At 73.4% G+C, this 21,877-nt stretch carries 21 protein-coding genes; 14 read left to right on the forward strand and 7 right to left on the reverse strand.

Features of this window, described 5'->3' with window-relative positions:
* The first annotated feature begins 119 nt into the window (after positions 1–119).
* From BM223_RS21815 to hemB, 3 genes are read left to right on the forward strand one after another with little or no spacing between them, the layout of a single operon-like run.
* Entirely contained in the window at positions 120–671 is a 552-nt protein-coding gene (locus BM223_RS21815; protein ID WP_038676708.1) for a SigE family RNA polymerase sigma factor, read from the forward strand.
* On the forward strand, positions 665–2,029 hold the full coding sequence (locus tag BM223_RS21820; protein ID WP_038676710.1) for a hypothetical protein: 1,365 nt from the start codon (positions 665–667) through the stop codon (positions 2,027–2,029). Before BM223_RS21815 ends, BM223_RS21820 begins: the two co-directional genes overlap by 7 nt.
* 10 nt (positions 2,030–2,039) lie before the next feature.
* Complete coding sequence (hemB, locus tag BM223_RS21825) at positions 2,040–3,038, forward strand: porphobilinogen synthase (protein WP_174823529.1); 999 nt, start codon at positions 2,040–2,042, stop codon at positions 3,036–3,038.
* Between the two features lie 89 nt (positions 3,039–3,127).
* Here the strand turns inward: hemB and BM223_RS21830 are convergent, their stop codons facing one another.
* Positions 3,128–4,351 carry a lytic transglycosylase domain-containing protein gene (locus BM223_RS21830; protein WP_052138203.1) on the reverse strand — a complete coding sequence of 408 codons (1,224 nt, stop codon included), beginning with the start codon at positions 4,349–4,351 and terminating at the stop codon, positions 3,128–3,130.
* 266 nt (positions 4,352–4,617) lie between these two features.
* Here BM223_RS21830 and hemL point away from each other — a divergent pair, with 266 nt between their 5' ends.
* The 6 genes from hemL to ccsB are packed head-to-tail and all read left to right on the forward strand — an operon-like array spanning position 4,618 to position 10,563.
* The gene (hemL, locus tag BM223_RS21835; protein WP_200887133.1) at positions 4,618–5,928 is read left to right on the forward strand and encodes a glutamate-1-semialdehyde 2,1-aminomutase; all 1,311 of its coding nucleotides are present in this window, start codon (positions 4,618–4,620) and stop codon (positions 5,926–5,928) included.
* Complete coding sequence (locus BM223_RS21840; RefSeq protein WP_038676714.1) at positions 5,925–6,620, forward strand: histidine phosphatase family protein; 696 nt, start codon at positions 5,925–5,927, stop codon at positions 6,618–6,620. The genes hemL and BM223_RS21840 overlap by 4 nt, the downstream gene beginning before the upstream one ends.
* Positions 6,617–7,198 (forward strand): TlpA disulfide reductase family protein, encoded by a 582-nt coding sequence (locus BM223_RS21845; protein ID WP_038676716.1) that lies wholly within the window; start codon positions 6,617–6,619, stop codon positions 7,196–7,198. Before BM223_RS21840 ends, BM223_RS21845 begins: the two co-directional genes overlap by 4 nt.
* A complete protein-coding gene (locus BM223_RS21850; RefSeq protein ID WP_038676718.1) occupies positions 7,191–7,952 on the forward strand; it encodes a cytochrome c biogenesis CcdA family protein in 762 nt (253 codons plus the stop codon). Before BM223_RS21845 ends, BM223_RS21850 begins: the two co-directional genes overlap by 8 nt.
* Positions 7,949–9,547 carry a cytochrome c biogenesis protein ResB gene (gene resB, locus BM223_RS21855; protein ID WP_038676719.1) on the forward strand — a complete coding sequence of 533 codons (1,599 nt, stop codon included), beginning with the start codon at positions 7,949–7,951 and terminating at the stop codon, positions 9,545–9,547. Before BM223_RS21850 ends, resB begins: the two co-directional genes overlap by 4 nt.
* Positions 9,544–10,563, forward strand: a complete 1,020-nt coding sequence (gene ccsB / locus BM223_RS21860; protein ID WP_038676721.1) for a c-type cytochrome biogenesis protein CcsB — start codon at positions 9,544–9,546, stop codon at positions 10,561–10,563. The genes resB and ccsB overlap by 4 nt, the downstream gene beginning before the upstream one ends.
* Positions 10,564–10,581: 18 nt before the next feature.
* Here the strand turns inward: ccsB and BM223_RS21865 are convergent, their stop codons facing one another.
* Complete coding sequence (locus BM223_RS21865) at positions 10,582–10,815, reverse strand: hypothetical protein (protein WP_052138204.1); 234 nt, start codon at positions 10,813–10,815, stop codon at positions 10,582–10,584.
* Between the two features lie 84 nt (positions 10,816–10,899).
* On the opposite strand from BM223_RS21865, the gene BM223_RS21870 reads away from it, so the two are divergent.
* Positions 10,900–11,160: a DUF4229 domain-containing protein gene (locus BM223_RS21870; RefSeq protein WP_038676725.1), complete on the forward strand. Its 261-nt coding sequence runs from the start codon at positions 10,900–10,902 to the stop codon at positions 11,158–11,160.
* Here BM223_RS21870 and BM223_RS21875 read toward each other — a convergent pair.
* The 5 genes from BM223_RS21875 to BM223_RS21895 all read right to left on the reverse strand — a co-directional run bounded on the left by BM223_RS21875 (position 11,124) and on the right by BM223_RS21895 (position 16,385).
* Entirely contained in the window at positions 11,124–12,578 is a 1,455-nt protein-coding gene (locus tag BM223_RS21875; protein WP_038676727.1) for a sodium:solute symporter family protein, read from the reverse strand. The genes BM223_RS21870 and BM223_RS21875 overlap by 37 nt on opposite strands.
* Positions 12,575–12,838 (reverse strand): hypothetical protein, encoded by a 264-nt coding sequence (locus tag BM223_RS21880; RefSeq protein ID WP_038676729.1) that lies wholly within the window; start codon positions 12,836–12,838, stop codon positions 12,575–12,577. The genes BM223_RS21875 and BM223_RS21880 overlap by 4 nt, the downstream gene beginning before the upstream one ends.
* A gap of 97 nt (positions 12,839–12,935) precedes the next feature.
* Positions 12,936–13,823: a 1,4-dihydroxy-2-naphthoate polyprenyltransferase gene (locus BM223_RS21885; protein ID WP_038676731.1), complete on the reverse strand. Its 888-nt coding sequence runs from the start codon at positions 13,821–13,823 to the stop codon at positions 12,936–12,938.
* 10 nt (positions 13,824–13,833) lie between these two features.
* Positions 13,834–15,093: an MFS transporter gene (locus BM223_RS21890; protein WP_038676733.1), complete on the reverse strand. Its 1,260-nt coding sequence runs from the start codon at positions 15,091–15,093 to the stop codon at positions 13,834–13,836.
* A complete protein-coding gene (locus BM223_RS21895; protein WP_052138205.1) occupies positions 15,090–16,385 on the reverse strand; it encodes an MFS transporter in 1,296 nt (431 codons plus the stop codon). The genes BM223_RS21890 and BM223_RS21895 overlap by 4 nt, the downstream gene beginning before the upstream one ends.
* A 37-nt stretch (positions 16,386–16,422) precedes the next feature.
* On the opposite strand from BM223_RS21895, the gene BM223_RS21900 reads away from it, so the two are divergent.
* Genes BM223_RS21900 through BM223_RS21915 form a run of 4 tightly spaced genes read left to right on the forward strand, consistent with a single transcriptional unit; the run spans position 16,423 to position 21,877 of the window.
* Complete coding sequence (locus BM223_RS21900) at positions 16,423–17,448, forward strand: AMP-binding protein (RefSeq protein WP_075018711.1); 1,026 nt, start codon at positions 16,423–16,425, stop codon at positions 17,446–17,448.
* Positions 17,445–18,395, forward strand: a complete 951-nt coding sequence (locus BM223_RS21905; RefSeq protein ID WP_052138206.1) for an o-succinylbenzoate synthase — start codon at positions 17,445–17,447, stop codon at positions 18,393–18,395. The genes BM223_RS21900 and BM223_RS21905 overlap by 4 nt, the downstream gene beginning before the upstream one ends.
* Positions 18,392–20,008 carry a 2-succinyl-5-enolpyruvyl-6-hydroxy-3-cyclohexene-1-carboxylic-acid synthase gene (menD, locus tag BM223_RS21910; protein ID WP_038676735.1) on the forward strand — a complete coding sequence of 539 codons (1,617 nt, stop codon included), beginning with the start codon at positions 18,392–18,394 and terminating at the stop codon, positions 20,006–20,008. The genes BM223_RS21905 and menD overlap by 4 nt, the downstream gene beginning before the upstream one ends.
* A 12-nt stretch (positions 20,009–20,020) precedes the next feature.
* Positions 20,021–21,877 (forward strand): Na+/H+ antiporter, encoded by a 1,857-nt coding sequence (locus BM223_RS21915; protein WP_038676737.1) that lies wholly within the window; start codon positions 20,021–20,023, stop codon positions 21,875–21,877.

A 21,877-nucleotide genomic window follows, 5' to 3' on the forward strand; every position in this document is an offset into this window, starting at 1 on the left:
GTCGGGATATCCGTGCGCTAAGGGGCAGTTTCACCGCCTAAGCGGTGAAACTGCCCAGCGTCTCCATGCAACCTGGTGCCGTGGTCACCACGTTGAGTCGGGCATGGAGCGAGTGAGCGATGCCTGAGCGGCGCGACGAAGACGCGTTCGTCGCGTTCGCCCAGGGCGCCCGCGGGCGGCTGCGGAGCACGGCATACCTCCTGTGCGGCGACTGGGACCGCGCGGCGGACCACGTCCAGGAGGCCCTGATCCGGGTGTACGTCGCGTGGCCGCGGCTCACCAAGGCCGGCCGCGAGTACGGCTACGCCCGCAAGGCACTGGTCAGCGTCGTGCTGGACCACGCCCGCCGGCGTTCGAGCACGGAGGTCGTCGCCGACGTCGACGCCTCCATCGGCGCGGGCTACTCCGTCGACTCGGGCTACGACCTGGCCGAGCAGGTGACCGCGCGGGCGGCGCTGCTCGCCGTGCTGGCGGACCTGCCGCCGCGGCAGCGGGCGTGCGTCGTCCTGCGGTACTTCGAGGACCTCAGCGTCGCCGACGCGGCGCGGGCCCTGGGCTGCAGCGAGGGCACCGTCAAGAGCCAGACCGCGCGGGCGCTCGACCGGCTCCGCTCCGTGTTCGAGGACTCGCCGCTCGGCGAGCTGACCGTCGGAGGAGGCACCTCATGGTGAACGACGTGCGTGCACTGCTGCAGGAGGCCGTGGCGGACCCGCCCGGCGACGAGACCGACCTGTCCGCCGTCCTGCTCGGGGGGCGGCAGCGGGTGCGCCGGCGCCGGGGTGGGGGCGTGCTCGGGTCGACGGTCGCGCTCGGTGTCGCCGCGGCGACGCTCACGCTGGTGACCTCCGGCGGAGCCGATCCGGGTCGGGTGGCCGAGCACCGGGTGCCGCGGCCCGAGGGGCCGGTGCTCCGGGTCTCCGACGCGGGGACGGCGGTCGAGGGTCGCGACTACGACCTGCTCGCGTCGTACACGAACCGGGACCTGGAGAGTCGCAACGGGCAGTACTTCGACGGCGTCACCGACGACGGCCTGATCCTTTTCCGCGACGGGCCGCACGGCCTCCGCAACCGGGTGCGGTGGGCGCTGCGCGACCCCGCCACCGGCGTGAACGACTGGCTGCCGGACCCGCCGGCCGGCGTCGACCAGCCGCGGGCCCTCCGGCTCGGCGCGGACCGGCTCTACTTCCTCGCCACCCCGCTCGACGGGCGCGGCCCGTTCCGGCTCCTCGTCCTCGACCGGGCCACCCGGACCTGGTCGACCCTGGTCTGGCCCGGCCTGCCCCGTGCCGAGGAGTACGACGCCGCGTTCGGCCCCGACGGCCGGATCTACGTGGGCGTGCAGGCCGCCGCCGCGTCCCCGCCGCCCGGCGGCTGGCCGACCGGTCCCGACGGCGAGGCGGACGACGCCGCGGCCGAGGACGACACCAACGACCTGTGGTCGGTCGCGCCCGGTGACCTCGCCGACGTCCGCGACGAGAAGACCCGGGTGGGCGTCTTCACCTTCACCGAGAGCGCTCTCGTGTGGACCACGCAGCGCGACGGGACGCGCGAGCAGGTGCACGTGCGGGACCTGCGGACCGGCGCCGAGCACGACTTCGACCCGCGGCTCGGGGCGCGCTGCAACGTCCTGTCGTTCCGGGCCAGCGGCGACCGGATCGTGATCGGGCAGTACTGCGGCACCTACGACGACGGCCGCGACGACCGGATCCAGGTCCTGACGACCGACGGCGAGACCGTGACCACCCTCCAGGGCGACTCGATCGACGGCTGGCTCGCCGACGGCTCCGGCGACGGCCACCTCGTGCAGGTCCGGGCCTGGCGGCCCGACCAGGAGGGCGACCTCGTGTACGACCTCGACACCGACCGCCTGCTCCGGGTGAGCGACTCCGTCTCGTCGTGGTCGATGGGCGGACCGGTGCCCGCGGGCTCGCTGCTGGTCGACCGCGCCTACGGCGAGGACGGCGGGAGCTCCGCGTCGATGATCCCCGACAAGGGTGCTGTCCAGTGGCTCATCCGGTGGCGCTCCTAGACTCGGAGGCATGAGCGACTTCCTGCGTCCCGTCGTCCGCCCCCGCCGTCTCCGGACCACGGCGGCGATGCGGGACCTCGTCGCCGAGACCACCCTGCGCCCCAGCCAGCTCGTGCTCCCCGCGTTCGTCCGCGAGGGCGCGAGCGAGCCGATCCCGATCGGCTCGATGCCCGGCGTCGTCCAGCACACCCGCGACTCGCTCCGGAAGGCGGCGACTGAGGCGGCCGAGGCCGGGCTGCGCGGCATCATGCTCTTCGGCGTCCCCGAGACCAAGGACGCCGTCGGGTCGGGAGCCACCGATCCCGACGGCATCCTCAACGTGGCGCTGGCCGACGTCGCCGCGGAGGTGGGGGACGCGCTGGTCGTGATGAGCGACCTGTGCCTCGACGAGTTCACCGACCACGGTCACTGTGGCGTCCTCGACGCCGCCGGGCGCGTCGACAACGACGCCACCCTCGAGCGGTACGCCGAGATGGCCGTCGTCCAGGCCCGGGCCGGCGCGGCCCTGGTCGGCCCCAGCGGCATGATGGACGGCCAGGTCGCGGTGGTCCGCGACGCGCTCGACGAGGCGGGGTTCACCGACACCGGCATCCTGGCCTACTCGGCCAAGTACGCCTCCGCCTTCTACGGTCCCTTCCGCGAGGCCGTCGACAGCGCCCTCCAGGGCGACCGCCGCACCTACCAGCAGGACGGGCGGCGCAACGCCCGCGAGGGCGTTCGGGAGATGCTCCTCGACCTCGAGGAGGGCGCCGACATCGTCATGGTCAAGCCGGCCCTGGCCTACCTCGACGTGCTCCGCCAGGTCGCCGACGCGGCCGGTGAGCTCGGGGTGCCGGTGGCGGCGTACAACATCTCGGGGGAGTACTCCATGGTCGAGGCCGCCGCGGCCAACGGCTGGATCGACCGGGAGGCGGCGATCCTCGAGACGCTGACGTCGATCCGCCGGGCGGGCGCGGACATGATCCTGACCTACTGGGCGACCGAGGCCGCGGGGCTGCTGCAGCGCTGAGCCCAGCCGGGCACCGGCCGAGCAAAAAGACGAGAGCCCCGGACCGGGGGGTGGGTCCGGGGCTCTCGCACGTTTCGGTGCGGAGGTGGCTACGGCGTCTTGAGGCCGTAGCTCACGAGGCAGCCGAGCAGCTGCACGGTCTGGGTCAGCTTGGGGTACTCGGCGCGGCACGCGTCGGCCGCCTCCTGCTTGGTCAGCAGGCCGAGGACGCCGCTGATCAGACCGGAGGTGACGGCGCCGACACCCTCGTCGACACCCTCGACCACCGGGTCGAGCGGGGTCTTCGGAGGCGTGGGCTTGGTCGGCGGGGTGGTCGGCTTGCCGCCCGGGTTGCCGGGGTTGCCCGGGTTGGTCGGCGTGCCACCGGGGGTGCCGGTGCCGGGGGTGTCGGTGCCACCGCCGGTGGAGCCCTTGCCGCCGCCCTTCGAGCCGTTCTTGCCCGGCTTGATGTTCTTGGGACCGTCGACGCCGAAGCTCGGCGGCTCGGGGACGATGTAGCCCGCGGCCGTGGAGTTGTTCGGGACCGAGGTGAAGTCGCCCTCGAGGTAGGCGTTCATGATCTTGAGGACCAGGTCGACGTAGGCCTGGCTGTGGTTGTAGCGGTAGACCGCGGCGCGCTGGCCGACGACGGTCGACAGGTCGCCGTCACCGGAGCAGAGGTAGACGGCGGCGGCGAGCGCGGCGTCGTCGATGTCCTGCGGGTCGCGACGGCCGTCGTCGTCGGCGTCGACGCCGACGACCTGCCAGGTCGAGGGGATGAACTGCATCGGGCCGACGGCGCGGTCCCACTGCGGGTCGTTGTCGTAGACGCCGGCGTCGGTGTCGGAGATCGCCTTGGTGCCCTTGCGGCCGTTGAGCGCGGGGCCGAAGACGCCCGGGGTCGCCATGCCGTCGTCGTTGAGGACGTTGCCCCCGACGCGGCCGTGGTCGGACTCGACGCGACCGATGGCGGCGATGAGCTGCCAGGTGATGTTGCAGGTCTTGTCGGCGGAGTTGATCACCGTCTCGGCCCGCTGGTACGCCGCGAGCGCGGCGGCCGGGATCGCGTTGGTCGACGCGGCGGAGACGATGCCCGCCTCGTTGCCGTCGTCGATGCCCTCGACGGTGGCCGGGTCGGACAGGCTCGCCGGGTCCTCGATGGACTCCTCGGGGACGCTGGTGCCGTCGGTGACCTGACCGGGCGACTCGGCGGCGGCGACGGGGGCGCTGACGCCACCGATCCCGGCGACCGAGGCGGTCCAGGCTGCCGACAGCAGAGCGAGCGGAATGATGGTGGCGGCGCGTTGCAGCCGTCCCAGTCGCTTCCTCGTCATGTCGTATCTCTCCCCATGGCCATGTGGCCGTCTCGCGTGAGCCGCTCCCTCAGCGCCCACCTGATCGGTCGCGCACGGCGTGCTGACCCCAGTGCAGGTCCGCTCGACGGGCGACACTTGGCCAACGAATCGTGACACACCGACGTTACGGGTGTCACATGTTCCGTCGGACAACGTGAGCCACGTGATATGGACGGGTGTCCAAGACCGACCGCGGTGCGGGTCCATTAGGGCCCATCGGCGACAATGGCGCGGTGCCCGCACCACTGACCTCCGGCTCCGAGGCGCTCTTCGCCCGAGCCCGTGCCGTGACGCCGGGCGGCGTCAATTCCCCGGTCCGCGCGTTCAACGCGGTCGGGGGCACGCCGCGCTTCATCCGTGAGGCCACCGGGCCCTGGCTCACCGACGTCGACGGCAACACCTACGTCGACCTGATCTGCTCGTGGGGCCCGATGCTGCTCGGCCACGCCCACCCGGCGGTGGTCGAGGCGGTCCAGACCGCCGCGGCCCGCGGCTCGTCGTACGGGACGCCGACCGAGGGCGAGGTGGCCCTCGTCGAGGCGATCGTGGCCCGCACCCCGGTCGAGCGCCTGCGCCTGGTCTCGTCGGGCACCGAGGCGACCATGTCGGCCATCCGGCTCGCCCGCGGGTTCACCGGCCGCGACGTGGTCGTGAAGTTCGCCGGCTGCTACCACGGTCACGTCGACTCGCTCCTCGCCGCGGCGGGCTCCGGGCTGACCACCTTCTCGCTCCCGGGGACGCCGGGGGTGCCGGCCAGCTCCACCGAGCTCACGCTCGTGCTGCCCTACAACGACCGCGCCGCGGTCACCGCGGCCTTCGCCGAGCACGGCGACCGCATCGCCTGCCTGATCACCGAGGCCGCGCCGGGCAACATGGGCGTCGTCCCGCCGGCGCCGGGCTTCAACCAGTTCCTCGCCGAGACCTGCCGGGCCCACGGCGCGCTGTTCGTCAGCGACGAGGTGATGACCGGCTTCCGCGTCTCGAAGGCGGGGCAGTGGGGGACCGACGGCGCGGTCGAGGGCTGGGCCCCCGACCTGATGACCTTCGGCAAGGTGATGGGCGGCGGCTTCCCGGCCGCGGCGTTCGGCGGTCGCGCCGACGTGATGTCGCACCTGGCGCCCGAGGGGCCGGTCTACCAGGCGGGCACCCTCTCCGGTAACCCCGTCGCCACCGCGGCCGGCCTCGCCACGCTCACCGCCGCCGACGACGCCGTCTACGACCGGATCGGCGTGGTCGCCGACGCGCTGCGCGCCGGGATCGCCGAGACGTTCACCGCGGCCGGCCTGCCCCACGTCATCCAGTCGACCGGCTCGATGTTCTCGGTCTTCCTCACCGACGCCCCGGTCACGAGCTACGACGAGGCGCAGCGCACCGACGTCGCGGCCTACGGCGCGCTCTTCCACGCGATGCTCGACCAGGGGGTCCACCTCCCGCCGTCGGCGTACGAGGCCTGGTTCGTCTCCTCCTCCCACGACGACCGTGCGGTCCAGCAGGTCCTCGACGCGCTGCCTGCCGCCGCGACCGCGGCCGCCGCGGCCCAGGGGGGCACCCGATGACCACACCCGACACCGTCGTCCACCTGGTCCGCCACGGCGAGGTGCACAACCCCGGCGGCATCCTCTACGGCCGCCGCGACGGCTTCCACCTCTCGGTGCGCGGCCGGGCGATGGCCGACCGGGTCGCCGACCACCTCCAGGGCAACGACGTCACCCTGATCCGCTCCTCGCCCCTCGAGCGCGCCCGCGAGACGGCGGCGCCGCTGGCGGCCGCGCTGGGGCTCGAGGTCGGCGTCGAGCCGCGGGTGATCGAGTCCGAGAACAGGTTCGAGGGGATGACCTTCGGCAAGGGCAACAACGCGCTGCGCAACCCGCTGCTGTGGCGCCACCTCTACAACCCGTTCAAGCCGTCGTGGGGCGAGCCCTACCGGGCGATCGTCGAGCGGATGATGGCCGCCGTCCACGACGCCCGCCGCGACGCGGCCGGCCACGAGGCGGTGCTGGTCTCGCACCAGCTGCCGATCTGGACCACCCGGCTCAGCGTCGAGGGCCGCTCGTTCCTGCACGACCCGCGCAAGCGCCAGTGCACGCTGTGCTCGGTCACCTCGTTCGGCTTCGCCGGCGACGACCTGGTCCAGGTCTCCTACGCCGAGCCCGCCATCGACCTGATCCCGACCGGCGACATCGCCGCGCCGTTCTCGGCCGGTGACGCGCCCGAGGAGAACAAACCCGAGGGGACGCCGCCGGCATGACCCGCTCCACCCGCCCGGTCCGTGCCCTGCTCCTCGTCGGTCTGGTCCTCCTCGCCTCGGCCTGCTCCAAGATCGAGGGCACCGGCGACCTCAACTTCGTCAAGGGCGACGGCCAGGTGGTCGAGGTCGCCCAGGGCGACCGCGAGAAGCCGCTCGACTTCGGCGGGACGACGGTCCAGGGCGAGCCGCTCGACATCACCGACCTGCGCGGCAAGGTCGTCGTCCTCAACGTCTGGTGGTCCGGCTGCGGACCGTGCCGGGCCGAGATGCCGATGCTCGTCGAGGCGGAGAAGGAGCTCGGCAAGGACCAGGTCTCCTTCGTCGGCATCAACATCCGCGACCTCGCCCCCGAGACGGCCGAGGCGTTCGAGCGCGACCGCGGTGTCGACTACCCGTCGCTCTACGACCCGGGCAGCGAGACGCTGCTCAAGATGGGCCGCTACGCGCCGTACGCGCCGCCGGCGACGCTGGTCCTCGACCGCGAGGGCCGGGTGGCGGCGCTCATCAACGGGCCGATCCCGTCGAAGGGCACGCTCACGACCGTCGTCGAGGACACGCTGGCCGAGTCCGATGGGTGAGTGGTTCCAGGAGCAGGCGGTCGCCGGCTCCCTCGGCGTCGCCGTCCCGGTCGCGATGATCGCCGGCCTCGTCTCCTTCTTCTCCCCCTGCGTGCTCCCGCTCCTTCCCGGCTACCTCTCCTACGCGACCGGCCTGTCCGGCGCCGACCTCGCCGCCGGCGAGGCCACGCGGCGCCGTGGCCGGATGCTGCTCGGCTCGCTCCTCTTCGTGCTCGGCTTCGCCGTCGTCTTCGTCCTCATGGGCGCGGCCTTCGGCTCCCTCGGCCCGTGGCTGCGGCGCTGGGACACCGAGATCCAGGTGGGCCTCGGGGTCCTGCTGATCGTGCTCGGCCTGGTCTTCGCGGGCGCGCTGCCCTGGCTGCAGCGTGACGTGCGGATCCACAAGATCCCGTCGGTCGGCCTCGGAGCCGCGCCGCTCATCGGCGCGCTCTTCGCCATCGGCTGGACGCCGTGCGTCGGGCCGACGTACGGCGCGATCATCGGGCTCACCTACACCGACGCGACGGCCATGCGCGGTGCGCTGCTGTCGCTCTTCTACGCGCTCGGGCTCGGCATCCCCTTCATCGTCGCGGGGCTGGCCTACCGCCGCACGCTCGCCGTCACGGGCTTCGTGCGCCGTCACCAGAAGTGGGTGATGCGGATCGGCGGCGGCTTCCTCGTCCTGATCGGCATCCTCATGGTGACCGGCTGGTGGACCTACCTCGTGCAGTGGCTGCAGCTGCAGCTGGTCCAGAACTTCGAGGTCGTGGTGTGAGCAAGTCCGAAGAGCGCCGTCCCGGCGAGCTGACCGCCCGCGAGCTGGCCCGCTGGGCGTGGCGGCAGGTCACGTCCATGCGCACCGCGCTGATGCTGCTGCTCCTGCTGGCGCTCGCGGCCATCCCCGGCTCGGTGATCCCGCAGGAGGACGTCGACTCGCTCGCCGTCACCCGCTGGAAGAGCGAGCACCCCAAGCTCACGCCGTACTACGAGAAGCTCGACCTGTTCGGGGTCTACAGCTCGCCGTGGTTCTCCGCGATCTACCTGCTGCTGGTCATCTCGCTGGTCGGCTGCATCGTGCCGCGGCTGCTCGTCTACTACCGCGCGATGCGGGCCCAGCCCCCGGCGGCGCCGCGGCACCTGACCCGGCTGCCCGTGCACACGACGTACCTCACCGAGGCGTCGGCCGACGACGTCCTCGGCCGGGCGCGGACGCTCCTGGGCAAGCGGCACCGGGTGCGCCCCGCGGCCGAGGGCGACGACTACGTCGCCGCCGAGCGCGGCTACCTCCGCGAGGCCGGCAACCTGGTCTTCCACCTGTCGCTGCTGATCGTGCTCGCCGGTGTCGGCATGGGCGGGCTGTGGGGCTACCAGGGCGGCGTGATCCTCGTCGAGGGCACCACGTTCAGCAACAACCTCACCCAGTACGACGACTTCAAGCCCGGCAGCCTGTTCCGCCAGGACCAGATGAAGAACTTCCGCTTCTCGGTCGACAAGTTCTCCGTCGACTGGCTCAAGTCGGGCCCGCGGGCCGGCCAGGCCCGCGAGTTCCAGGCCGCGCTGACCTACCACGTGGACGACGGCCCCGCGAAGAAGTACGACCTGCGCGTCAACCACCCGCTCGAGATCGACGGCACCGACGTCTTCCTCATCGGCCACGGCTACGCGCCGGTGATCACGGTCCGCGACGGCGAGGGCAACGTGGCCTACACCGGACCCACCGTCTTCCTGCCGCAGGACGCCAGCTTCCTGTCGTACGGCGTGATCAAGGCGCCCACCGCGAAGCCCGGCCAGATCGGCCTCGACGGCCTCTTCTACCCGACCTTCGAGATGATCGACGGCAACCCGGTCACCGTCTTCGGCGACGACCTGCTGCCGACCCTCTCGATGCTCGCCTGGACCGGCGACCTCGGCCTCGACACGGGGGCGTCTCAGTCGGTCTACGTGCTCGACAAGTCCAAGGCCACCCAGGTCAAGAAGAAGGACGGCAAGCCGTTCCGCGTCGACCTCCAGGTCGGCGACACGGTCAAGCTGCCCGACGGCCTCGGCACGGTCACGTTCGACCGGGTCGACCCGTGGATCCGGGTCCAGATCAGCCAGACCCCCGGCAAGGAGATCGCCCTCGGCGGCGTCATCCTCGCCCTCATCGGCCTGTGCGCCTCGCTCTTCCTCCGGCCGCGCCGGGTGTGGGTGCGGGCGCTGCCCGCCCCGGCCACCACGGGGGCGGGGCCGGACGACGGCGACGCGGAGGGCACAATGAACGGAACCGGCGGCACCCTCGTCGAGATCGCCGTGCTCGATCGCTCGGGCAACGGCGAGATGGACGAGGTCCTGGCCGCACTGGTGCAACAGCTGCAGGAGGCGGCCAAGTGAGCAACACCGCATGGGAGACGCTGAGCAACCAGGCCGTGGGCATGGCCGGCATCGTCTACTTCATCGCCCTCATCGTGCACCTCGCCGAGTGGGCCTCGCTGCGCCAGCCGGCGCGCGACCGCGAGCTCGTCGCCGCCGGTGCTGACGGCGCCGCCGTCGTCGCTCCCGCCGAGGAGTCCGCCGGGCACGCCCAGCGCGTCGCCTTCCTGGGCCGGCTGGGCTTCCTGCTCACCGCGATCGGCTGCGCGGTCCACTTCGTGGCCCTCCTGGGCCGCGGCATGGCCGCAGACCCCAACCGGGTGCCCTGGGGCAACATGTACGAGTTCACGCTGTCGGGCACGTTCGTCGTGGCGCTGCTCTACGTCGTGCTCTACAAGAAGCTCGGCCTGGCCTGGATGGGCCCGATCGTCGTCACCTTCATCGTGGCCACCCTGATGGTCGCCGTGATCTGGCTGCACGACGAGGTCGCCCCGCTCACCGAGGCGCTCAACTCGCCGTGGCTGGTCATCCACGTGGTGTCCGCGATCATCGCCACCGGCGCGTTCACCCTCGGCGGCATCGCCTCGATCATGTACCTGGTCCGGATGCGCGCCGAGCGCCGCGCCCGGGGCGCCGAGCGCGAGCTGACCGGCTGGGTGGCCCGGGTGCCCCAGCTCGACGCGCTCGACCGCCTCGCCTACCGCGTGCACGCCTTCGCCTTCCCGGTGTGGACCTTCGCGGTCCTCATCACCGGCCCGATCTGGGCGCACGAGGCCTGGTCCCGCTACTGGAACTGGGACCCCAAGGAGGTCTGGGCGTTCATCACCTGGGTCGTCTACGCCGGCTACCTCCACGCCCGCGCCACCGCCGGCTGGAAGGGCCGCAAGGCCGCCATGCTGGCGATCGTCGGACTGGCCACGCTCTGGTTCAACTTCATCGGGATCAACTACTTCTCGACGACGAGCCAGCACTCCTACGCCGCCGAGCGGATCGTCGGGACCGTCACCGCCCCGGCCAGCCTGGTCGTCCGCTTCTAGCCGTCGCCGGCGCGGGGCTCAGGCGTCCGGGCCGTCGGGCGGCTGCTGCTCGCGCCGGCGCTCCTGGCGCCGCTTGCGCTCCAGGTCGCGCAGGAACGACTCGTCGTCGTCCGGGGCGACCGGCCGGGCCGGGGGCCGCGGCTTGCTGGGCCGGCGCGGGGCCGACGTGCCGCCGTACCCGCGGTCCTGCATCCAGCGCACCGCCAGGTAGGTCGCGGCTGCGAACACGAGGACGACGAGCAGGAGCTTCACGCCTCCAGCGTAGGCGCCGCCCGGTAGCCGCGGAGCAGGACTCCCGATGTCCGCCGCCACCGGCTCGCGACCTACGCTGGTGGCGTGAAGGAGTTCTGGATCTACACCGGCCTGCGGCTGGGACTGTTCGTCGGCTCGTTCTGCATCGTGTTCGGCGTCTGGTACGCCGTCGCCGACTCCGTGCCGCTGCTCTGGGTGGTCGTGATCGCCTTCGTCATCAGCGGGGCCGCGTCGTACGTCCTGCTCGAGCGGCAGCGCAGCGCCTTCGCGGTGAAGGTCGAGGGCCGCGCCGGGCGGATCACCGAGCGCTACGAGACCATGCGGTCCAAGGAGGACGACGACTGAGCGTGCCCGCCCCGCGCGCCCCGACGGGAGCGTGAGCGGCGCGCCAGCTCGAGCGCGACGAGGACCAGCAGGTTCGGCCCCAGCGCGATGAACCCGGAGTCCCACGAGCCGATCGGCAGGTCGGCGAAGGTCAGCAGCGCCACCGTCGCGGTCCCCGCGATCGCCCCCGCGAGCACCGGGACGGCGCCGACCCGGACCCGGTCGGGCAGCGCGAGCGCCGTCGCGGGCGCGAGCTGGGTCAGCCCGCCGTAGGTCAGCAGCAGGAGCGCGCCGATGTCGGCGCCGCGCAGGCCGAACACCAGGGCGGCGCCGATCGCGACGACCACGGTCGCGTGGTTGGCCCGGAAGCGGACGCGCGGGGACGCCTTGTCGAGCAGGTTGTGCGAGACCAGGGTCGAGATGCCCATCGCGATCGCGGCGGCGGGCGCCATCGCGGCCGAGGCGCCGCCGATGGCGACGAGAGCGAGCAGCCAGCCCGGCAGCGTCCGGTCGGCCATGGTGAGCAGGGCGTGGTTGCCCGCCGTGCCCGGGTCGAGGACGACGACCGCGCCGAGGCCGACGACGATCGGGATGAAGACCAGGAACTGGTAGAGCGCCAGCCACTTGTAGTTGCTGCGGAGCACCGCGCCGCTCTCGGCCGCGAGGATCGGCGGCCACAGGTGCGGGAACGTGTTGAGCGAGGCGCCCAGCGTCGTGATGAACGTCGCCGTCAGGAAGAACGTCGTGTCGAACCCGGCGCCGGCGTGCAGCGTGAGGTGCTCGGGGCGCTGCGCCTCGACCTCGCCGAACAGGTTGCCGAGTCCGCCGAAGTGCCAGGTCACGCCGACCAGGACGACGACCAGGGCGGCGAGCATGGCGACGTCCTTGAAGATCGCGACCCGCATGATGCCCCGGATGCCGGCCCAGAGGACGAAGCCCACCACCATAGCGCTCGCGACGACCATGCTGAGCGAGCTGGTCCGGGTGCTGCCGGTGGCGAGCTCGACGATCAGGCCGAGCCCGGTGATCTGCAGCTGCAGGTAGGGAACCAGGAAGATCGCGCCGAGCAGGGCCACCGTGCGGCCCAGCGCGCGGGACCGGAAGCGGTCCGCGAAGAAGTCGGCCATGGTGAGGTAGCCGCGGTCGGCGCCGAGGTCCCGGAAGCGGGGGGCGATGAAGTAGAGCCCGACGGACGACATCGTCAGGTACGCGATGGCGTACGTCGCGCTCATCCCGCCGGTGAACGCCAGCCCGGCGAGCCCGAGGAAGCTGAACGTGGTGAGCTGCTCGCCGGCCTGGAGGAACCACGACGTCCAGCGCGGGAAGCCGCGCTCGGCGATCGTCCACTGCGCGAGGTCGGTCTGCCGCCGGTTGCGGACCACGCCGAGCAGGCCGATGCCGACCAGCCCCAGCACGATGAGGACGCTCGTCAGGCTCATGACTCACGCCCGCCTGCGGCCTCGAGGCGGTCGCGCTCGGCGCCGCCGTCGGCCAGGTAGGTGGCCTCGACGACGAACAGGCTGACCAGCGTCGCCGCGACCATCGCGGCGATCCACCACAGCAGCGCCGGGCAGCCGAGCCACAGCGTCGGGGTCGAGGCGAAGGGGAGGAACGGCGTCGCGAAGAAGCCGACCGCCGGGGGAAGGACGATGAGCAGGCGGCGGGGGCTCGCCAGGCGTGGTGGGGCGGAGGAGGTCACCCGGTCGAGGGTCGGGCCCCGCGGCGCGCCGGGGTACCTGGCATCCCGTCGGCGCCCGGACCGGATCCGGACGCTCTGTCGCTGGTGGGCGCCGGGCTCAGGCGGCGCCGACGACGAGTCCGACGCCCGTCAGCACCGCCCAGACCAGCTCGGCGACACCGGTCTTCTGCAGCACCGGGATCAGCCCCGGTCCCCGCGCCCCGCCCAGCACGACCCGGGTCGCCGGGACGGCGGGCAGCAGGAAGCCCAGGCCGAGCAGCGCCCACCACGTGGTGAGGGCGGCGACGACGACGAGCGCGACCACGGCGAGCGCGACCAGGACCCCGTAGAACACCCGGGTGCGGCGGTCGCCGAGCCGCACGGCGAGCGTCATCTTGCCCGCGACGGTGTCGGTGGGGATGTCGCGCAGGTTGTTGGCGACGAGGATCGCGCAGGCGAGGGCGCCGACGCCGGCACCGGCCGCGAGGGCCGCCCAGCCGGTGGTGCCCCACTCCTCGGTCTGCACCCAGGTGGTGCCCACGACGGCGACGAGGCCGAAGAAGACGAAGACCATGACCTCGCCGAGGCCGAGGTAGCCGTACGGCTTGGAGCCGCCCGTGTAGTACCAGGCGGCGACCACGCTGACCGCGCCCACGAGCACCAGCCACCACGACGTGGTGGCGGCGAGGACGAGGCCGGCGACGGCGGCGACACCGAACGAGAGGAACGCGGCGCGCTTCACGGCGCCCGGGGTGGCGAGGCCGGACCCGACGAGGCGCAGCGGACCGACCCGCTCGTCGTCGGTGCCGCGGATGCCGTCGGAGTAGTCGTTGGCGTAGTTGACGCCGACCTGGAGCGCGAGGCTGACGACGAGCGCCAGCAGCGCCTTCCACCACACCGCGGCGTCGGCGTACGCCGCGACGGCGGTGCCGGCGAGGACGGGCGCGATGGCGGCGGGAAGGGTGCGGAGCCGGGCGCCGGCGATCCAGTGGGCAGCAGTAGCCATAGCTATCGATTCAAGCAGGTTGCGCCGTGTCGACACCCATCCGGGTCAGGTGCCGCTCGGCGGCCCGGGCGGCGGGGTGGATGGCGACGGCGGCGACGCCGACGATCGCGGCGATGACGATCCAGCCGGGCGTGCCCCACTCCATCGCCAGGAAGGTGTACGCCGCGGGGGCCCAGACCGTGCCGAGGGTGTACCCCAGCTGGGAGACGCCTTGATACTCGCCGCGGCGCGACGGGTCGGACAGCTCGGCCTGCAGGCCCCACTCGCCGGCGGACTGGAAGAGCTCGGCGCCGGTCACCGTCACGTGGCCGACCCACACGAGCAGGATCGTGACCCAGCCGACGGTGTCGTGGGTGACGAGGACGATGCCGCAGGAGAGCACGAAGAAGTAGGCGCCCCGGCGCTGGGCGCGCAGCGAGTCGGCGACCGTGGTGACGCCGCGGGCGGCGGCCACCTGGAGCAGCACCGCCATCACGGTGTTGGTGCCGAACAGCCAGGCCAGGAGCACCCGCGGGGCGTCGGTCTCGGAGACCAGCCACAGGGGGATGACGACGTTGAGGAGCACCTGGTGGGTGCCCAGCACGCCGCCGCAGACCGACATCGCGACGTACCCCTTGTTGCGCAGGGCGCTGCGCTTGTCGCCGGCGTCCTCGAGGACGGCCTCGAGGGGCGTCTCCTCGCTGTGGTGGATCGCTGAGGGCAGCCGGGCGACCAGGACGGCGTTGAGCACGAGCAGCGCGGCGGTGGCGAGGGGCACCGCGCGGATCATCCCGTCGTCGTTGGTGGCCAGCGCGAGGCCGGCGAGCAGCGCGCCGAACGTGTAGCCGACGTTGCGGGCCGCGCGGAAGTAGGCGTTGGACGCCACCCGCTCCTCACGGGGGAAGACGTCGAAGCGGTAGGCGTTGCGCGCCGAGCGGCTCGCGGACGACACGTTCTCGAGCACGATCATCATCAGGATGAAGGTGCCGAGCCCGCCGATGGCCAGCCAGGCGAGGTAGAGCAGCGCCTCGACCAGCGACGCGACCGCCCAGACCCGCTTGGCGCCGTACCGGTCGCCGAGCTTGCCCAGCGGTACGGCGAGCGCGAACGTCACGGCACCCGCGATGGTCAGGCCGAGACCCACCTGGGCCGCGCTCAGCCCGACGATCTGGGTGAAGAAGACGGCGCTGCCGGTGAGGAACACCCCGTCGCCGAAGGCGGAGAGCACCGACTGCGTCGACAGCCGCCGGACGAGGGGCGTCGGGCCGGCGAGGCGTACGAGCCACCTCACGCGGCAGCCTCCTCGTGCTCGTGGGTCCAGGTCCGCCGCGCGAACGAGTGCGCCATCCGGACCGACGGTCCCATGCCGACCGTCGCGAGGACGATGATCCCACCGATCACCAGCCAGCCCTCGGCGCCCCACTCCAGCGCGAGGAACGTGTAGAGCGCGGGCGCCCAGCGACCGCCGAGGGCGCCGAAGATCTCCTTGACGCCCTGGTACTCGCCGCGCCGCCGCGGGTCCATCAGCTCGGCCTGGAACGACCAGCCCGCGGCGGAGACGGCCACCTCGGCGCCGGTCACGGTGACGTGGCCGATCCAGACGAGCAGCACCGTGACCAGGCCGACGGTCGAGTGGGTGACCATCGTGATCAGGCACGAGACGACGAAGAACGCCGACGAGATCCAGATCGCGCGCATCCCGTCGCGCAGGGTCCGCACCCCGCGCGCCGTGTACGCCGGCAGGAAGATGCACAGCACCGTGTTGGTGCCGAACAGCCAGGCGAGCAGCACGTGCGGCGCATCGGTGGCCTCGACCAGCCACAGGGGGATCACGATGTTGAGCAGGACCTGGTTGGTCCACAGCGTGCCGAGGAAGAAGCTGGTCAGGATCCAGCCCGGGTGGCGCATCGGCCCCGGCCCCTCCGGCCGCACCCGCGCCTCGCCGCTGGCCACGCGCAGGTCGTGCGGCGCGTCGGGCAGCCGGGTGATCCAGTAGGCGTTGGCGAGCAGGAGGACCGCCGTGAACACCGGCGTCCAGCGGATGACGGTGAGGCTGTCGAACGCGAGCGCGACGCCGCCGATGATCGCGCCGAGGGTGAAGCCGACGTTGAGCGAGGAGTACATGTACGCCTGCGTCTCGACCCGCTCCTTGGTGGGCAGCACGTCGAGGACGTAGGCGTTGCGGGCCGCCGTCGCCGCCGACTCGAACGCGGCGAACGCGACGGCCACCACGACGTACTCGGTGAAGGAGCCGACGAACGGCAGCGCCACGAAGCACGCGACCCTGCCGAGGTTGCTCAGCGCCCACATCCGCTTGGGCCCGAACCGGTCGACGACCCGGCCGGCGGGGTAGGCGAGCAGGAACTCCGCGACGCCGGCGATGGTGATCGCCAGGCCGACCTTGGCCGCGGACAGGCCGACCACCTGGGTGAGGAAGACCGCGCTGCCGGTGTTGAACGCGCCGTCGCCGGTCGAGAACAGCACCGACTGGAGGGCCAGGCGCCGGGACAGCGGCGTGGGTGGGACCAGGCGGCGGAGGGCAGCGGGCAGTCCCGCTCCCCGGCCCGAGACGGGAGTGCTCATCGGGAGGATTCTCCGCCCGGGCGATAGCGTCTGTCAGGTGGATTTCTGGACGGCGAGGGGTGAGCCCGGCGAGGTCGTCGACCGGCTGCGCGACTGGCTGCTCGATCCGCCGTCCGGCGCGGCTCCCGGGCTGGTCGTCGAGACGTCCGGGTCGACCGGTGCGCCGAAGTGCGTGCTGCTCTCGCGCGAGGCCGTGCTGGCCTCCGTGCGGGCCTCCGCGGCCCGGCTCGGGGCGAGCGGCCCGTGGGTGCTCGCGCTGCCGGCGACGTACGTCGCGGGCGTGCAGGTGCTGGCCCGCTCGCTGGTCGCCGGGCACACCCCCACCGTCCACGAGCGCGACGGCTGGCCGGACGGCGAGGGCTGGTTCGTCTCGCTGGTGCCGACCCAGCTGACCCGGATGCTGTCCGTGCCGGACGACGTCGCCGCGCTGCGCCGCGCCCACACCGTGCTGCTCGGCGGTGGGCCGATCGGGGGCACGCTGCGGGCGAGGGCGGCCGAGGCGGGGGTGCGGGTGGTCGCGACGTACGGTTCGGCGGAGACCGCCGGCGGCTGCGTGTACGACGGCCTGCCGCTCGACGGCGTCGCCGTCGCGCTGGGGGAGAGCGGGCGGATCCGGCTGGCCGGGCCCACCCTGTTCACCGAGTACGTCGGGCAGCCCGAGCTCACCCGCGAGGTGCTGGTCGACGGCTGGTTCCGCACCTCCGACGCGGGCCGGATCGACGACGACGGCCACCTCGTCGTGATCGGCCGGGTCGACGACGTCATCGTCACCGGCGGGCTCAACGTGCCCGGTCCGGCCGTGGCCGAGCGGCTGCGCGCCCACCCCGACGTCACGGCGGCCGAGGTGCTCGGCGTCCCGGACCCGGAGTGGGGGAACCGCGTGGTCGCCTTCGTCGTGGGCGCTCCGGGGCTCGGCGACCTGCGCGACTGGGTCGCCGCGGCCCACCCGAGGGCCTGGGCGCCGCACCAGCTGGTCCGGCTCGACGCGATCCCGCTGCTCGCCAACGGCAAGCCCGACCGGCAGGCGCTGCTGCGGGCGGCGTCCGAGGAGGTGCCCCGGTGAAGGTCGTGGCGATCCCGATGACCACCCGCTTCCGCGGGATCACCGTCCGGGAGGCGACGCTGCTGCGCGGCCCGGGTGGCTGGGGGGAGTGGAGCCCGTTCCTGGAGTACCCCCCTGAGGTCGCCGAGCCCTGGCTGCGCTGCGCCGAGGAGGCCGCCGCGGGCGACTGGCCGGCGCCGGTCCGCGACCGGGTGCCGGTCAACGTCACGGTGCCCGCGGTCGACCCCGAGCGCGCGCACGCGATCGTGCGCGCCGGCGGCTGCCGCACGGCGAAGGTCAAGGTCGCCGAGCCCGGTCAGAGCACGGCCGACGACGAGGCCCGGCTCGAGGCGGTCCGCGACGCGCTCGGTCCCGACGGGCTGATCCGGGCCGATGCCAACGGGGGCTGGTCGGTCGACGACGCGGTCGCCGCCATCGGCCGGCTCGACCGCGCCGCCGGGGGCCTGGAGTACGCCGAGCAGCCGGTCGCCACGGTCGAGGAGCTGGCGCTGGTCCGGCGCCGGGTCGGCGTGCCGATCGCGGCCGACGAGTCGATCCGCCGGGCCGAGGACCCCTACCGGGTGCGCGACCTGGAGGCCGCCGACATCGCGGTGCTCAAGGTGCAGCCGCTGGGCGGGGTCCGCGCCTGCCTCGAGATCGCCGAGCGGATCGGCCTGCCCGTGGTCGTCTCGAGCGCGCTCGAGACCTCCGTCGGCATCGCCGCGGGCGTCGCGCTGGCCGCCGCGCTGCCCGAGCTGCCCTACGCCTGCGGCCTGGCCACGGTGCAGCTGCTGACTGCCGACGTCGTCGCCGAGCCGCTGCTGCCGGTCGACGGCGCGCTGCCCGTGCGGCGCCCGAAGGTCGACGTCCAGCAGGTCGGGCTGCTGAGCGCGTCCCCGGAGCGGGTCGCGCACTGGGAGGCCCGGCTCGCCGACGTGCGCGCGCTGCGCGAGGATCTGGGGTCATGAGCACCTCCTCCGCCGCGCTCGCGGATGCCCTCGTCGCCTGGCTCGCCCGGGCCGGCGTCACGGAGGTGGTCGTCGCCCCCGGCTCGCGCAACGCGCCGCTCGCGATGGCGCTCTGGGCCGCGGCCCAGCACGACGGCGGACCGCGGCTGCACACCCGGATCGACGAGCGCACCGCCGGCTTCCTGGCGCTCGGCCTGACCCGCTCGGGTGCGCGCGCCGCCGTGCTCACGACGTCGGGGACCGCCGTCGCCAACCTGCACCCCGCGGTGCTCGAGGCCGTCCACTCCGGCGTCGGGCTCGTCGTCGTCTCGGCCGACCGGCCGGCCCGGCTACGCGGCACCGGCGCCAACCAGACCACCGACCAGGTCGGCATCTTCGGGCCCCTCGCCGCCACCCACGACGTCGCGACGGCCGCCGAGCTCGACGCCGTCGCCGCCGGGTGGGACGACGTCGTCCACCTCAACGTCCAGCTCGACACCCCGCTCGTCCCGGATGCCCCCGTCGTACCGGACGAAATGGTCGTGTTCGGGGGCGGATCACGACCAAAACGTCCGGTACGACGAGAGACCGACCTGCCGCGGGGCCCGCGGACGGTCGTGGTGGCGGGCGACGACGCCGGCCCGCCCGCCCGGCAGCTCGCCGAGGCGGCCGGCTGGCCGCTCCTCGCCGAGCCGACCAGCGGCGCCCGGACCGGCGCGAACCCGATCCGGACCTACCGGCTGCTGCTCGGCACCGGGCTCGGCGAGCGGATCGAGCGCGTCGTCGTGCTCGGCCGCCCGACCCTCTCGCGCCCGGTCACCCGCCTCCTCGAGCGCCCGGACGTCGAGGTGCTCGTCGTCCCCGGCCGGGGCGCCTGGCCGCTGCGACCGCCCGGCGCGATCGCCGTCGACGGGCCGTTCTGGGCCGGCGACGAGCCCGACGACCCGGCCTGGCTCGACGCCTGGCGCGCGGCCGACCGCGAGCTCTCGCTGCGGCTCGACCGGCTGCTGGCCGCGGAGCCCGCCCTCACGCCGTACGACGTCGCGGGGGCCACGCACGCCGCGCTCCCCGCCGGCGGACTGCTCGTCGTCGGGGCGTCGAGCCCGGTCCGCGACCTCGACCTGATGGTCCGCCCGCCCGCCGTCGGCACCCGCCGCAAGGTGATCGCCAACCGCGGCCTGGCCGGCATCGACGGCACCGTCAGCACCGCGATCGGCGCGGCGCTCGGGCGCGACGGGTCGACCCGGAACCTCGCCCTGATGGGCGACCTGACGTTCCTGCACGACCAGACCGCCCTCGTTCTCGGGCCCGACGAACCACGTCCGGACCTGACGATCGTCGTCCCCAACGACGACGGCGGCGCGATCTTCTCGGTGCTGGAGCAGGGTGCTCCCGCCCATGCGGCGTCGTTCGAGCGTCTCTTCGGGACGCCGCACGGCACCGACCTCGCCAGCCTCTGCGCGGCGGCGCGGATCCCGCACCTGCGGGTCTCCTCGCGCCCCGAGCTCGACCAGGCGCTGGCGATGCCCAACGGCGGCATCGAGGTCGTCGAGGCGGTGGTCTCCCGGACCGGCCGCCGAGACCTGGACGCCCGCATCCGCGGCCTCGCCGCGGACCTTCCCGGGACCGACTGAGGAGACCGCGCCATGGAGATCGCCTTCCTGCTCGTGGCGATCGCCATCACCGTGCTGACGGTGACGGCGATCTCGGAGCGCTTCGAGGTGCCCGCCCCGCTGACGCTCGTCGTCGTGGGCGTCGCGGCGTCGTACGTGCCCGGGGTGCCGGAGATCCGGCTGGAGCCCGAGGTCGTGCTGCTCGGCCTGCTGCCGCCGCTGCTCTACTCCGCGGCGGTCAACACCTCGCTCGTCGACTTCAACGCCAACCGGCGGCCGATCCTGCTGCTGTCGGTGGGGCTCGTCGCATTCACGACGTTCGGCGTCGCGGCCGTCGTCCGGCTGGTGATCCCGGAGATCAGCTGGCCGCTCGCGCTCGCCATCGGCGCCGTCGTCGCGCCACCGGACGCCGTCGCGGCCACCGCGATCGGACGCCGGATCGGGCTGCCCCGGCGGATCGTGACCATCCTCGAGGGCGAGTCGCTGCTCAACGACGCGAGCGCCCTCGTCGCCCTCCGCACCGCGCTGGCGACGGCGACCACCGCCTGGGCGGTCGCCGGCGACTTCGTGATCGCCGCGGGCGGCGGCGTGCTCGTCGGCGGCCTCGCCTTCGTGATCGTCGGCTTCCTGCGCAAGAAGGTCACCGACCCGCTGCTCGACACCGCCATCTCGCTGGTGATCCCCTTCGCGGCGTACATCGTGGCCGAGGAGTTCCACGCCTCCGGCGTGGTCGCCGTCGTCGTGGCGGGCCTGCTGCTCGGCCACGTCGCGCCGGTCCTGCAGACCGCGCCGTCGCGGATCGCGGAGCGGACCAACTGGCGCACGCTGGCCTACGTCCTCGAGAACACCGTCTTCCTGCTCATCGGCCTCCAGGCCGACTGGCTGCTCAGCGAGGTCGGTGACAGCGAGTTCGGCGTCGGGACGATCGTCGCGGCGTGCGCCGCCGCGTTCGTCGCCGTCGTCGTCCTGCGACTGGTGTGGGTGTTCGCCTCGCGCTACCTGCTGCTGCGTCCCGGGCCCGACCCGGTGACCGGCGAGAAGGCGTCGTGGCGCTACTCGTTCCTGCTCGGCTGGGCCGGGATGCGCGGCGTGGTGACGCTCGCCGCCGCGTTCACCGTCCCCGAGCACACGGCGCACCGCGAGGTGCTGCTCATCATCGCGTTCACCGTCGTCGCCGGGACGCTGCTCGGCCAGGGGCTCACCCTGCCCTGGGTGGCCCGCCGGCTCCGGGTGCCCTCGCCCGACCCGCACGACGACGCCCTGGCCCGGGCCACGCTGCTCCAGCAGGCCGCCAAGGCGGGCATCCACCGCCTCGACGAGCTCGCGGAGGACGCCGACGACCCCCACCACGTCCGCGAGCTGATCATCCAGCGGATCGAGCAGCGCAACTTCGCCGCGTGGGAGCGGCTCGGCACCACCGAGGGCGAGGAGAGCCCGAGCGACCTCTACTCGCGCTGGCGCGGCGACATGATCGAGGCCGAGCGCCGCCGGGTGCTCGAGATCCGCTCGACCGGCTCGGTCCCGTCCGAGATCGTGAGCGAGGTGCTCGCCATGCTCGACGTCGAGGAGTCGATGCTCGACGCCGCCGACGCCGCCCGCTCCGAGCTGCGCACCACCACGAGGGCACCGCGCGCCGACGGCTGCGAGCACCTCGCGCACGCCCCCCTCCTCGACCCGCCCGCCGAGCTCGCCTGCGCCGAGTGCCTCGCCGAGGGGACCCGCTGGGTCGCGCTGCGGATGTGCCTGGCCTGCGGCAGCGTCGGCTGCTGCGACTCCTCGCCCCGGCGCCACGCCACCGCGCACTTCCGCGAGACCCAGCACCCCGTCATGCGCTCCGTCGAGCCCGGCGAGGACTGGCGGTGGTGCTTCGTGCACCACCAGACCGGCTGA

Source organism: Pimelobacter simplex (genome assembly GCF_900114845.1).
Taxonomy (GTDB): Bacteria; Actinomycetota; Actinomycetes; order Propionibacteriales; family Nocardioidaceae; genus Nocardioides; species Nocardioides simplex.

Bases quoted from the DNA above. Each gene is read 5' to 3' on its own strand.
- BM223_RS21885 (WP_038676731.1), bottom strand. From the start codon at position 13,823: ATGGCTACTGCTGCCCACTGGATCGCCGGCGCCCGGCTCCGCACCCTT.
- BM223_RS21820 (WP_038676710.1), top strand. From the start codon at position 665: ATGGTGAACGACGTGCGTGCACTGCTGCAGGAGGCCGTGGCGGACCCG.
- BM223_RS21875 (WP_038676727.1), bottom strand. From the start codon at position 12,578: ATGAGCCTGACGAGCGTCCTCATCGTGCTGGGGCTGGTCGGCATCGGC.
- BM223_RS21915 (WP_038676737.1), top strand. From the start codon at position 20,021: ATGGAGATCGCCTTCCTGCTCGTGGCGATCGCCATCACCGTGCTGACG.
- BM223_RS21815 (WP_038676708.1), top strand. From the start codon at position 120: ATGCCTGAGCGGCGCGACGAAGACGCGTTCGTCGCGTTCGCCCAGGGC.
- BM223_RS21830 (WP_052138203.1), bottom strand. From the start codon at position 4,351: ATGACGAGGAAGCGACTGGGACGGCTGCAACGCGCCGCCACCATCATT.
- BM223_RS21850 (WP_038676718.1), top strand. From the start codon at position 7,191: ATGGGTGAGTGGTTCCAGGAGCAGGCGGTCGCCGGCTCCCTCGGCGTC.
- BM223_RS21840 (WP_038676714.1), top strand. From the start codon at position 5,925: ATGACCACACCCGACACCGTCGTCCACCTGGTCCGCCACGGCGAGGTG.
- menD (WP_038676735.1), top strand. From the start codon at position 18,392: ATGAGCACCTCCTCCGCCGCGCTCGCGGATGCCCTCGTCGCCTGGCTC.
- BM223_RS21895 (WP_052138205.1), bottom strand. From the start codon at position 16,385: ATGAGCACTCCCGTCTCGGGCCGGGGAGCGGGACTGCCCGCTGCCCTC.
- hemB (WP_174823529.1), top strand. From the start codon at position 2,040: ATGAGCGACTTCCTGCGTCCCGTCGTCCGCCCCCGCCGTCTCCGGACC.
- BM223_RS21845 (WP_038676716.1), top strand. From the start codon at position 6,617: ATGACCCGCTCCACCCGCCCGGTCCGTGCCCTGCTCCTCGTCGGTCTG.